The 11,825-nt window shown below is 61.6% G+C and carries 12 protein-coding genes; 8 read left to right on the forward strand and 4 right to left on the reverse strand.

The window, feature by feature from the left end; genetic code table 11:
* Positions 1-408, reverse strand: a 408-nt coding sequence (locus tag GWG65_RS29115; protein ID WP_342760678.1) for an AI-2E family transporter, incomplete at its 3' end; no start/stop codon positions are given.
* A gap of 224 nt (positions 409-632) precedes the next feature.
* On the opposite strand from GWG65_RS29115, the gene GWG65_RS29120 reads away from it, so the two are divergent.
* Positions 633-1,406, forward strand: coding sequence for a gamma-glutamyl-gamma-aminobutyrate hydrolase family protein (locus tag GWG65_RS29120; protein ID WP_275198961.1), 774 nt, complete (start codon positions 633-635; stop codon positions 1,404-1,406).
* Positions 1,407-2,636: 1,230 nt separating this feature from the next.
* Here GWG65_RS29120 and GWG65_RS29125 read toward each other — a convergent pair.
* On the reverse strand, positions 2,637-3,050 hold the full coding sequence (locus tag GWG65_RS29125; protein WP_275198962.1) for an EF-hand domain-containing protein: 414 nt from the start codon (positions 3,048-3,050) through the stop codon (positions 2,637-2,639).
* 430 nt (positions 3,051-3,480) lie between these two features.
* Here GWG65_RS29125 and pdhA point away from each other — a divergent pair, with 430 nt between their 5' ends.
* From pdhA to GWG65_RS29160, 7 genes are all read left to right on the forward strand, one after another.
* Positions 3,481-4,578: a pyruvate dehydrogenase (acetyl-transferring) E1 component subunit alpha gene (gene pdhA, locus GWG65_RS29130; RefSeq protein ID WP_275198963.1), complete on the forward strand. Its 1,098-nt coding sequence runs from the start codon at positions 3,481-3,483 to the stop codon at positions 4,576-4,578.
* Positions 4,571-5,551, forward strand: coding sequence for an alpha-ketoacid dehydrogenase subunit beta (locus tag GWG65_RS29135; protein WP_275198964.1), 981 nt, complete (start codon positions 4,571-4,573; stop codon positions 5,549-5,551). Before pdhA ends, GWG65_RS29135 begins: the two co-directional genes overlap by 8 nt.
* 64 nt (positions 5,552-5,615) lie before the next feature.
* Positions 5,616-6,716 carry a dihydrolipoamide acetyltransferase family protein gene (locus tag GWG65_RS29140; protein WP_275198965.1) on the forward strand — a complete coding sequence of 367 codons (1,101 nt, stop codon included), beginning with the start codon at positions 5,616-5,618 and terminating at the stop codon, positions 6,714-6,716.
* 149 nt (positions 6,717-6,865) lie between these two features.
* Positions 6,866-8,248: a nodulation protein NfeD gene (locus GWG65_RS29145; protein ID WP_275198966.1), complete on the forward strand. Its 1,383-nt coding sequence runs from the start codon at positions 6,866-6,868 to the stop codon at positions 8,246-8,248.
* Positions 8,245-9,006, forward strand: a complete 762-nt coding sequence (locus GWG65_RS29150; protein WP_275199038.1) for a slipin family protein — start codon at positions 8,245-8,247, stop codon at positions 9,004-9,006. Before GWG65_RS29145 ends, GWG65_RS29150 begins: the two co-directional genes overlap by 4 nt.
* Positions 9,007-9,095: 89 nt before the next feature.
* A complete protein-coding gene (locus GWG65_RS29155) occupies positions 9,096-9,398 on the forward strand; it encodes a type II toxin-antitoxin system HigB family toxin (RefSeq protein ID WP_275198967.1) in 303 nt (100 codons plus the stop codon).
* Between the two features lie 9 nt (positions 9,399-9,407).
* A complete protein-coding gene (locus tag GWG65_RS29160) occupies positions 9,408-9,785 on the forward strand; it encodes a helix-turn-helix domain-containing protein (RefSeq protein ID WP_275198968.1) in 378 nt (125 codons plus the stop codon).
* 104 nt (positions 9,786-9,889) lie between these two features.
* Here GWG65_RS29160 and glnA read toward each other — a convergent pair whose 3' ends face one another.
* Positions 9,890-11,299: a type I glutamate--ammonia ligase gene (gene glnA, locus GWG65_RS29165; protein ID WP_275198969.1), complete on the reverse strand. Its 1,410-nt coding sequence runs from the start codon at positions 11,297-11,299 to the stop codon at positions 9,890-9,892.
* Between the two features lie 152 nt (positions 11,300-11,451).
* Positions 11,452-11,790: a P-II family nitrogen regulator gene (locus tag GWG65_RS29170; RefSeq protein ID WP_007603495.1), complete on the reverse strand. Its 339-nt coding sequence runs from the start codon at positions 11,788-11,790 to the stop codon at positions 11,452-11,454.
* Positions 11,791-11,825: the final 35 nt, after the last annotated feature.

The following is an 11,825-nucleotide window of genomic DNA, read 5'->3' on the forward strand; positions in this document are numbered from 1 at the left end:
GCCGAAATCGAAGAAGCTGGTGTCGATGCCGTGGTTCTCGAGGAATGACCTGACGTTGGTGATCTGCGACTTGATGGTTTTGCTGAGCAAGGAGGCCTGCTCGGCGATCGTTGCCCCGCCGAGATAGGCCACGCCTGCCAGCATCAGAGCAAGCGCGACGCAGACAATCGCAAGCCGCAACGTATGCGGCAGGTGAACGCGGCGGCCGAGCGCGTTGGTCAGCGCGTTGAGACCGACGCCGAGCAGCATGCCGGTGAAGATCAGCAGCAGGGTGGTGGCAAAATGCCAGGTGAAGGCGAGTAGCGCGGCGAACAGCACCACGCCGATGCCGCCGACCGAAATTGCCCAAGCCTGATCTCGAGCCAGATCGGTGCGGGTCCGGAGCCGTTCGTCTGCGGGAATGGTCACGTCACGTCCTTTTCGAAGGCGGCGGGCGGGCGGCACTCTTTCGCGAAATCCCGCCCGGGATCAAGCCGGAGCGGGGCGCAGGAGGCCTCACCCGGCCCTTGGTCGGCCCTTGGGGCGGGACTCTGCGCGAAAATAGCATTGCCGTCCCGCGATCCCTTCGGTTGAATTTGTTCTATCGGGAGGGCATGTTTGGAGAATCTTCTTACGGGAGGTCGGAACGGACGATGAGAAAGCCGGTCGTCGGCGTGATCGGGAATGCCCATCGCGTCGAAAATCGATTTCAGGTCCAGATGGTCGGCGAGCGTAATTTGCGCGCCGTGGCCGAGGTCTCCGGCGGCTTGCCGCTGATGTTCGCGGGTTCGCCTGACATCACCGATATCGCCGCGCTGCTCGATGCGGTCGACGGCATCATCCTCACCGGCGCCCGCGCCAATGTCCACCCGACCCGTTTCAACGTCGACCCCTGCGAGAAGCACGAGCCCTACGATATCCATCGCGACGAGGTCGCGCTGGCGCTCTCGGTCGCCTGCGTCGCCCGCGGTATCCCGCTGTTCGGCATCTGCCGGGGTCTCCAGGAAATGAACGTCGCCTTCGGCGGCTCGCTGCATCCCGAAATCCGCGAAATTCCCGGCCGTATGAACCACCGCATGCCGCGGCTGGAGAACGGCGAGATCCATCCCGATCCGACCGTGATCTTTGCCGACCGCCATGATGTCGATCTCACACCCGGCGGGGCGTTCGCAGAGCTGCTCGGCTGCGAGAGGATCCGGGTCAATTCGCTGCACGGCCAGGGCATCCTCGATCCCGGCAAGCGCGTGCTGATCGAAGGCATCGCCGAGGACGGCACCATCGAGGCAATCCGCATCGCGGAGGCCCCGACCTTTGCGCTCGGCGTGCAATGGCACGCCGAATACGACCCCCAGCACAATCCGATCAACCGCAGGCTGTTCGAGGCCTTCGGCGAAGCGCTGGCGGAGCGGCAGCGAGCGGCGGCGTAGGCTCGTCGGTCAAGTGCGCTTGATAAAGGGCACGATCGGAAGGCCGCGGATGCGAGTTGCAACGTAGATTGGCACGTTGATCTATTTGATTTCGGTCGACGGGTTTCCTGTTGCCTCCGAGAGCTGGAAATATGTGTTTCTCTGCTAGTGAGATCGACGTGTCGGGATCCGACCGGAATATGGTTCAACTTTTGTTGGAGATTCGATTAATGAGAACCTTCCGGTGCATTTTGCTAAGCAAAGACGGATGGTTGTGATGAAGCTGTTCGAAGAGCGTTCTTTCGCGACCGTTACAGCGATGTGGTGCGGAGGTAGCGTTGCGGCCGTCCGGTTACTATTGTTTGAGGCTGCTTGGTGGCGAAACGTCCTAGTAATCGGCTTCGCCGTCGCTTTTTCCTACGTCTTTGCGAGATGGAAGCTTAAGCGAATGAATCTAGCCCCCGATAGTACGTGGACCCAGGTTCGTGCTGCCGCACAGAGCCGACGACTTCGCCAATAGAATTTGCAACCAAGGCGTTGTGTACACCTTTCAACTTCTATTAGGGGCAATCGATGGGCTTCGCTGAGTCTGTAGCAAATCAAATAGGAAAACATACCTCGACCGAACTTGGTAAAGCTATTGGCTCTGCGCTTCCTCCGACAACCAACAACATGGTTATCGACGGTCTCACTCAACTCGATCGATCTTTCAAGTGGCTTTCCGAATAGCAGACGCCTTCGTAGTCTCGCGGCAGGTTTTGCCCGAGCTTTGCGGTTCGTCCCGCCCAATGGAGACCAAAGGGCGCAGGGAAGGCCCGGCGCCAGCGGCACCCTTGGCCGTGCGCTACGGAAATGCACACGGGTTGGACCACAAGTGTAGCCGATCGCCCGACCTTCCCTACGCGGATGGTTTTAACGGTGTCGTTCGTGTTCTCCTCGGGGAGCGATGCATTGCGCGGCGGAATACGCAGCCCGATGGATTCCGGGCCTGCGCGCTTGCGCACGCATCCCGGAATGACGGCGAGGAGGCGGCGTCGTGATGCGACGAGCAGCAACGTCGTCGATGCGGACATTTGCGCGCGCGAGCGCAGAACGCTTGTCGCCATACGTTGCTAGAGGCTGAGCTGCCTTCAGTTTGTAGGCCGTCCGAAACTGATAGTTCTTCGCTCTTGCTGCCACAGGTCATCCTTAGAATGCCTGTCACAGGAATTATCGTGTCTCACTTAAGGGGTGCAGCTCAGACAGTCAGACCTATTTTCTAGTTCCGTGTATAAAGGCTTGCATCTCTTCCGGCGTGAGCTTGCCATCCTTATTGCCGTCCATTGCCTTGAAAATTCGCTCGTGGGCAGCCTGAAACTCTGCCAACGAGATGGCGCCGTCGCCGTCGGCGTCCATAAGTGCAAACATCATGCGGAACATCATCGGAGGTCCCATCGCGTCCGCACTCATCGTGCTCCGACCCTTCATGGCGTGACCCATCATGTCTCCCCCACCCATCATGCCTTGTCGTCCTCCAGACTGGCCTGCGGGGGGCGTCGTTTGCGCGGGCGCCGGTACCTGGTCCGATCCCGGATGATGGGACTCGTGATCGGATGGCGTCTGAGCGAATGCGGGATAGTTCAGGGCAGTAAACAACAGCGCTGCAGCAATGGTTGGACGTCGCATGGCTGTTCCTCCGGCGTTGGTCTGAAGTCACAACGATGCCGATCTGGACCGGGTTGGGCTTGAGGCAAATCAATATGCGTGGGGAGGGAACGCCGCACGATTTTTGAGTAAGCCGGCCGCCAACCAGCACTGACGGTTCATGCCGTGCCGCAAAGGTCCAATAATACTCCAATAATACCAAGTCGAGCCGCCGCGGCCGCGGGCCGCGCGAAGACCCGGCATCAGAACACCCTTGCATCAGAAAAGTCGCATCGATTCGTTGATGCCTCTCAATGGCGCGACCTATGATCGTGTGAATCGACCGCGGCAAGCGGGCGGTGCAGCAAGGATTGCGAACCCTGCCGAGCAGTCCCGCGGCGGTCTTGCATCATCTGGCACAAACACCACCTGAGTGAGTTGTAGAGGGCACAATCGCTCCAGGAGCGAGAGCGTGGCCAGCCGAAGGGTAAATCAGGATCTCCCTGTCATCGCGCGCTTCGAGGTGCGTCATCGCAACTACCTCGCGCCAGATGGTTCGATCCAGCGGCCGCTTCCTTCTTTCGCCTCCGATTCCAGGCTGCTGACTGAGCTTTACCGGTCAATGGTGCTGCTGCGCCTGTTTGATCGGAAGGCTGTTGCGTTGCAGCGCACAGGCAGGCTTGGGACTTACGCCGTTTCGCTCGGCCAGGAGGCCGTATCGGTCGGAATTGCCAGTGCGATGCGGAAGGAGGACGTGCTGTTGCCGTCGTATCGCGACAATGGGGCTCTGCTCTGGCGCGGCGTCAAGCTGGAGGAGATCCTCCTGTTCTGGGGCGGCGACGAACGCGGCAACCGGTTTTCGGGGCCGGTTCACGATTTCCCATTCTGTGTTCCGGTCGGATCCCAGGCGCCGCATGCCGCCGGTGTCGCCTACGCCCTCAAGCTGCGCAAGCAACCGCGTGTCGCGGTGTGCTTGTTCGGCGATGGTGCCACCTCGAAAGGCGACGTCTATGAGGCGATGAATTTTGCTGGCGTGCACAAATTGCCACTCGTCTTTGTCGTCGCCAACAATCAATGGGCCATATCGGTACCGTTGCGACAGCAGACCGCGTGCGAAACGCTGGCACAGAAGGCGATCGCCGCAGGCTTTATCGGAGAGCAGGTCGACGGGAGTGACGTGGTGGCGATGCGGGCCGCGAGTGAGGAGGCCATTGCCGCCGCCCGCGACGGCAATGGACCCCGGTTCATCGAGGCGGTCACGTACCGGCTCGGCGACCATACCACCTCGGACGACGCCGCACGCTACCGTTCGGCAGAGGAGGTCCAGGCGCATTGGAAGGAAGAGCCGATCGCGCGGCTGAGGGCCTATCTCGTGGCGCAGAAAATGTGGAGCAAGGCGGATGAGGAGCAGCTCGCCACCGAGTGCCATGCGCGCGTCGAGGCGGCAGCCGAACGCTATCTGGCAACGGCGCCGCGCCGTCCCGAAACCATGTTCGACCACCTCTATGCCGATCTGCCCGAGGCCTATGCCGCGCAACGCCGCGAACTTGCGGGAGAACCCGATGCCTGAGGCAACACTGGTCGAAGCCATCAACCTGGCCCTCGCTCGCGCGATGCAGGATGATCCTGACGTGGTCGTGCTTGGCGAGGATGTTGGCGTCAACGGCGGCGTCTTCCGCGCAACGGCAGGCTTACAGAAGCGGTTTGGGACGGAGCGGGTGCTCGATACGCCGCTTGCCGAGCTCCTGATCTCCGGGCTCTGCGTCGGCATGGCCGCGCAGGGACTGAAACCGGTCGGCGAGATCCAGTTCATGGGGTTCATCTATCCCTGCCTGGATCAGCTCGTGAACCACGCGTCCCGATTGCGCAACCGGACCCAGGGACGGCTCACCTGTCCCATGGTTCTGCGGACGCCCCACGGTGCCGGCATCCGCGCGCCCGAGCATCATTCCGAAAGCACCGAGGCAATGCTCGCCCATATTCCCGGCTTGCGCGTCGTCATGCCTTCCTCGCCCGAACGTGCCTATGGATTGTTGCTGGCCGCTATCCGCGATCCCGATCCCGTCGTGTTTCTCGAGCCGACGCGCCTGTACCGCGCGGCTAAAGGCGAGGTGGAGGACAATGGCGAAGCCTTGCCGTTGGATGCCGCTTTTGTCTTGAGGGAAGGTCGCGATCTCACGCTGATCAGCTGGGGAGCCATGTTGAAGGAAACCATGGCTGCGGCGGAGGCACTTTCCGCCGAAGGCATCGCGGCGGAGGTCATCGATCTCGCCACGCTCAAACCCTACGACGAAGACACCGTGCTCGGTTCGGTCGCCAAGACCGGCCGTTGCGTGATCGTGCATGAGGCCGCACGGACCGGCGGATTTGGCGCCGAGATCGCCGCTACAATTGCCGAGCGCCGCCTGTCCTCACTGCTTGCGCCTGTGACCCGCGTCACCGGCTACGACACCGTCGTTCCGATGGCGCGCCTGGAGCAATACTATATGCCCTCGGTCGAACGCGTCATGACTGCCGCCCGCAGGGTCTGCCAGTTCGGCTAGGTGTCAACGGACTTGATTTTGACGGACTTGATCTTAGCGGACTTGATCTTAGCGGACTTGGGCCATGCGCCAGTTCACATTGCCGGATCTTGGAGAAGGCCTCGAGGAGGCGGAGATCGTGAGTTGGTATGTCGGCGAGGGCGATCACGTCGTCACCGATCAGCCCCTCGTTTCTGTCGAGACTGACAAGGCGGTGGTTGAGATACCATCTCCGTCGAGCGGGCGCATCGCACGCGTGTTTGGCGCCAAGGGCGATATCGTCAAGGTCGGCGCGCCGCTCGTCGAATTTGCCGAGGGCGCCGAACGGGACACCGGCACCATCGTTGGCGAGCTCGGCGGCGGCGAACATCTGCCCGCTTCAGGAACGCCTTCCGAGCCCCTGACTGGACCGCAGGTGTTTCCGGCTGTACGGGCACTCGCGCGCAAGCTCGACGTCGATCTTGAGAGCGTGCAGCCCACGGGACCTGGCGGCACCGTCACGCGGGCCGATGTCGAGCGGGCCGCGAAGATGAAGATCGCGTCCCAAGCCGGCAGCGCCGAGCCCCTCCGAGGCACTCGGCGTGCCATGGCCCAGCGCATGGCAACAGCCCATGCGCAAGTTGTTCCCGCCACAGTGACCGATGAAGCCGACATCGACGATTGGCCGACCGGAGAGGACGTAACGATCCGTCTGGTGCGGGCCATTGCTGCCGCCTGCACGGCGGAGCCCGCGCTCAATGCCTGGTACAATCCCAGCGCAGGCGAACGGCGTCTCATGGCGCGTGTCGATCTCGGCATTGCCGTGGATACCGAGGGCGGCCTGATTGTTCCTGTGTTGCGCAATGTCGCGGAGCGCAGCGTATCGGACTTGCGGATCGGGCTTGACCGGCTGCGGGCCGATGCGATCGCGCGCTCGATACCGCCTGACGAGCTACGTGGCGCGACGATTACCCTGTCGAACTTCGGGATGATCGGCGGCCGGTTCGCAAATCTGATCGTCGTGCCGCCCCAGACGGCCATCATAGGAGCTGGGCGAATTTCACAGCGCGTGGTCCCGCATCGGGGGCAACCTGCCGTGAGGCGAACGCTGCCGCTGTCGCTCACCTTTGATCATCGCGTCGTGACGGGCGGCGAAGCTGCCCGCTTCATGGTCGCACTCAAGTCGGACCTGGAGCAGATCTCGTGAACGCTGTTTGCAGCGCGCTCGCAGCAAGAGTCGTTCGGTTGCCCAAATCCATCGCATCGCACAACGGCGCCCATGATTCCCCTTATGCCTTATCCGGGCATTGAGCTTCCGGAACGGGACGCCATATCTTCGGCAAGGGAGCCCTTGCCGTGCAGACCATCAAGGCGGTTCTCGTTGCGGCGATCGGTATGGTCGCTCTTCTTTTTTGCCTCCTTCCGGGATCAGCGGAGGAGAGCGGCCGGCTTGCATTGAACGTGACGATCGACGGGGCCATCGGACCGGCGTCGGCCAGCTACGTGAAGGAGGCCTTGGTCAAGGCAGGCGAACGACACGCCGAGATCGTGATCCTGAGAATGAACACCCCCGGAGGCCTCAACTCCAGCATGCGCGAGATCATCGCGGATGTGCTCGGCTCGTCCGTTCCAGTCGTCGGCTACGTTGCGCCCGCAGGCGCCCACGCAGCGAGCGCCGGGACGTATATCCTTTATGCGACTCATATCGCAGCGATGGCGCCGGGCACCAATATCGGTGCCGCGACGCCGGTGCAGATTGGCGGACCGCTTCCGGGCCTGCCGAGCGGCACACCCGACAAGGACAACAAAGACAAGAAGGATGAGCCGAAGGACGCGATGACGGCAAAGGCGACGAACGATGCCGTCGCCTTTATCCGCAGCCTGGCCGAACTGCGCGGCCGCAACGCCGATTGGGCCGAGAAGGCGGTCCGTGAAGCCGCCACGCTGTCCGCCAACGGCGCGTTGGAGGCGCACGCCATCGACCTCGTGGCGCGCGATCCGGCCGATTTGCTCAGGCAAATCGATGGTCGCGTGGTCGAGGTCGGGGGCGGCAAGACGCAACGCCTGGCGACGCAGAACGCGGTCATCGAAGCCGTCGATCCCGGGTGGATCTCCCGATTCCTGGCGGTTATCACCGATCCCAACGTTGCGTTCATTCTCCTGATGGTCGGCATTTACGGCCTGATCTTTGAGTTCATGTCCCCGGGGGCAGTTGCTCCGGGAGTGGTCGGGACCATCTGCCTGCTGCTCGGCCTCTACGCCCTCAACCTGCTGCCGATCAATTATGCCGGTCTCGGCTTGATGCTGGTCGGGATCGCGCTCCTCGCCATTGAAGCGTTCAATCCGACCGTCGTGATCGGCCTTGGCGGCGTCGTCGCCTTCGTGCTGGGCGCCGTCATGCTGATCAGGGTCGAAGCGCCGGGTTACCGGCTGTCGTGGTCGGTCATCGCTCTCGTGACAGCGATGTTCATAGGTCTCGTTCTCGTCGTGCTCGGCGCGCTTCGGCGCGCCCGCAAAGGTCCGGTACGGGTGGGCGCGCTAGCCATGCGAGGCCTCATCGCGGAAGTCATCGACTGGAACGAGAACGAGGGGCACGTCTTTACGCATGGCGAGCGCTGGCAAGCGCGTGGCGCTGACACCTTCAAGCCCGGCGAGAGGGTCGAGGTCGCCAATATCGCCGGCTTGACGCTGGTGGTCCGGCGCCCGAATCCAGCGAACGGCAAGGGAGGTCAACTCTGATGATTGAATATTCGGTTTACGCAGTGCTTGCGCTGATCGTCGTCATGTTTCTCACCCAGGCCATTCGCATTCTCAGGGAATACGAGCGCGGCGTTATCTTCACGCTCGGCCGGTTCACCGGGGTGAAGGGGCCGGGCCTGTTCATCCTCATCCCGATCGTGCAGCAACTCGTCAAGGTCGATCTCAGGGTGATGGTGCAGGTCGTGCCGCCCCAGGATGTGATTTCGCGGGACAACGTTTCGGTCAAAGTCAACGCCGTTCTCTACTTCCGCATCGTCGATCCCGAGCGCGCCATCATCAAGGTCGGCGACTACATGGCTGCCACCAGCCAACTCGCCCAGACCACGCTGCGTTCGGTGCTCGGCAAGCACGAACTCGACGAGATGCTCGCCGAACGCGACAGATTGAACGCCGACATTCAGGAGATCCTCGACAAGCAGACCGACATTTGGGGCATCAAGGTCACCGGGATCGAGATCAAGGACGTCGATCTGAACGAAACCATGGTGCGCGCGATCGCCAAGCAGGCGGAGGCGGAACGGCTGCGGCGCGCCAAGGTGATCAACGCGATGGGCGAACAACAGGCCGCCGAAAAACTCGTGGAGGCAGGCCGGATCCTCGCGCAGGAGCCGCAGGCGATGCAGTTGCGTTACTTCGCGGCTCTGCACGACATCGCGGGCGAGCGGTCGTCAACAATTGTCTTCCCGCTGCCGGCAGGCCTGCTCGATCATCTGATTCCGCGGCGGGAGGCAACGTGATTGTCCGGTATTGCGGCGAGGGTGGCGCCCGGATCGCGAGGGGTGTAACGCGCGCTTGACGGATTGTTCCCAATATGGGAATATGCTTTGTGAGGATCATCAAGCAATCCACTTTGGCCAAATTCTCGGCGGTAAATCCCAAGGCAAAGCCTGCGCTGACCCGATGGGTGACACTGGTCAAGGCAGCCAAGTGGAGTTCGATGAATGAGGTCCAGGTGACCGTTCCTGGGGTCGTCGTTCTGAACGGCGAGCGGGCGAGGTTTGAAATTGCCGGAGGTAACTTTCGGCTGATCGTCTCGTTCTCGTTCAGACATCAGATCGCTTTCATCAAGTTCATCGGCAGCCATGCAGAATACGACAAGGTCGATGCGCTGACGGTTGCAAAGTACTGAGGAGCTATCATGGAAATCCATCCCATCCGTACCGAAGCCGATCATGATGCGGCGATCGCCGAGATCGAGCGGCTCTGGGGAGCCGATCCTGGGACCGACGACGGCGATAAGCTCGATATCCTTGCGACGCTCGTTGAAAAATACGAGAACGAGCATTGGCCGATCGACACGTCGCGCATCGATCCAGTCGACATGCTGAACTACCTGATCGATGAGGGCGGGCATACACAGGCGGAGCTTGCTGAGTTGCTGGGCTCCCGCTCGCGCGCCTCCGAGATTTTGAACCGAAGGCGTGCGCTGACGGTGGAGATGATCTTCAAGATTAGCGAAGCCTGGAAAGTGCCTGCTGAACTGTTGATCAGGCCGTACCGTTTGAATGCCGCATAGATTGCAGGAGCGGCCTTGCAAGAGCTCTACCCATCCTACGCTCCTCAAACGAAAAGGCGCCCCTCGCGGAGCGCCTTTTGCTTGTCAGATACAGTCGGGCCCGATCAGCCCGAATAGTACATGTCGAACTCGATCGGATGCGGGGTCATCTCGAAGCGCTCGACTTCCGTCATCTTCAGCTCGATATAGGCGTCGATGAAGTCGTCGTCGAACACGCCGCCGGCCTTGAGGAAGGCGCGGTCCTTGTCGAGGTTTTCGAGCGCCTCGCGAAGCGAGCCGCACACCGTCGGGATCTGCTTCAGCTCTTCCTTCGGCAGGTCGTAGAGGTCCTTGTCCATCGCCGGACCCGGATCGATCTTGTTCTTGATGCCGTCGAGGCCGGCCATCAGCATCGCGGCGAAGCCGAGATAGGGGTTGGCGAGCGGATCGGGGAAGCGCACCTCGACACGCTTGGCCTTCGGCGAAGCGGTGTAGGGAATGCGGCAGGACGCCGAACGGTTGCGCGCGGAGTAGGCGAGCAGCACCGGGGCCTCATAGCCGGGGACCAGACGCTTGTAGGAATTGGTCGACGGGTTGGTGAAGGCGTTGATCGCCTTGGCATGCTTGATGATGCCGCCGATGTAGTGGAGGCAGGTCTCCGAGAGGTCGGCATATTTGTTGCCGGCGAACACCGGCTTGCCGTCCTTCCAGATCGACTGGTGGACGTGCATGCCCGAGCCATTGTCGCCATAAACCGGCTTGGGCATGAAGGTGGCAGTCTTGCCGTAGATGTGCGCGACCTGATGGATGCAGTATTTGTAGATCTGCAAATGGTCGGCCATCAGCGTCAGCGTGTCGAACTTCATGCCGAGTTCGTGCTGGGCGGATGCGACCTCGTGGTGATGCTTCTCGACCTTGACGCCCATCTTGGCCATGGCGCCGAGCATCTCCGAGCGCATGTCCTGCACGGAGTCTTGCGGCGGGACCGGGAAATAGCCGCTCTTGGTGCGGATGCGGTGGCCGAGATTGCCGCCTTCATATTCGGTGTCGGTGTTGGTCGGCAGCTCCGAGGAGTCGAGCCGGAAACCGGTGTTGTAGGGGGTAGAGGAGAAGCGCACGTCGTCGAACACGAAGAACTCGGCCTCGGGGCCGACGAAGACGGTGTCACCCACGCCCATCGACTTCACCATGGCTTCGGCCTTCTTGGCGATGCCGCGGGGGTCGCGGTTGTAGGGCTCGCCGGTGGTCGGCTCGAGCACGTCGCAGGTGATGACCATGGTGGTCTCGGCGAAGAACGGGTCGATCGTCGCGGTCACCGGATCGGGCATCAGGCACATGTCGGACTCGTTGATCGCCTTCCAGCCGGCGATCGAGGAGCCGTCGAACATCGTCCCTTCGGCGAAAATGTCGTCATCGATCATGCTGACGTCGAACGTCACGTGCTGCCACTTGCCGCGCGGATCGGTGAAGCGCAGGTCGACGTATTTGACGTCGTTGTCCTTGATCGATTTCAGGACGTCTTTGGCGGTCTTCATGCATACCCCTTTTGGCTCTGCGGGTCGGTTTCCAGATGAGCAAAATTATTCTCGCTTTCGGCGAGTTTTGCGCGACCGCACAAACGAATTCAGGCCGCCGAAGCAGCCTTATTTCTTGTCAGAGTGTCGCAAAATGCGGGATAGCACCCGGCTCAGATAGCGTCCAGCCCGGATTCGCCGGTCCGGATGCGGATCGCCTCCTCGATATTGGAGACGAAAATCTTGCCGTCGCCGATGCGCCCGGTCTGCGCGGCGCGGCGGATCGCGTCGATCGCACGCTCGACCAGATCGTCGCCGATCACGATCTCGATCTTCACCTTGGGCAGGAAGTCGACGATGTATTCTGCGCCGCGATAGAGCTCGGCATGACCCTTCTGGCGGCCGAAACCCTTGGCCTCCGTCACGGTGATGCCCTGAAGGCCGACTTCCTGAAGCGCTTCCTTCACCTCGTCGAGCTTGAACGGCTTGATGATGGCTTCGATTTTCTTCACTGCGCGCCTCCCGGCCTTTCGAACAAATAGCAACG

Source organism: Bradyrhizobium sp. CSA207 (assembly GCF_029051685.1).
GTDB lineage: Bacteria > Pseudomonadota > Alphaproteobacteria > Rhizobiales > Xanthobacteraceae > Bradyrhizobium.

What these genes read in the sequence shown, in the direction of transcription:
- GWG65_RS29160 (WP_275198968.1), top strand. Translation starts at nt 9,408, where the DNA reads ATGGAAATCCATCCCATCCGTACCGAAGCCGATCATGATGCGGCGATC.
- glnA (WP_275198969.1), bottom strand. Translation starts at nt 11,299, where the DNA reads ATGAAGACCGCCAAAGACGTCCTGAAATCGATCAAGGACAACGACGTC.
- GWG65_RS29135 (WP_275198964.1), top strand. Translation starts at nt 4,571, where the DNA reads ATGCCTGAGGCAACACTGGTCGAAGCCATCAACCTGGCCCTCGCTCGC.
- GWG65_RS29140 (WP_275198965.1), top strand. Translation starts at nt 5,616, where the DNA reads ATGCGCCAGTTCACATTGCCGGATCTTGGAGAAGGCCTCGAGGAGGCG.
- GWG65_RS29125 (WP_275198962.1), bottom strand. Translation starts at nt 3,050, where the DNA reads ATGCGACGTCCAACCATTGCTGCAGCGCTGTTGTTTACTGCCCTGAAC.
- GWG65_RS29120 (WP_275198961.1), top strand. Translation starts at nt 633, where the DNA reads ATGAGAAAGCCGGTCGTCGGCGTGATCGGGAATGCCCATCGCGTCGAA.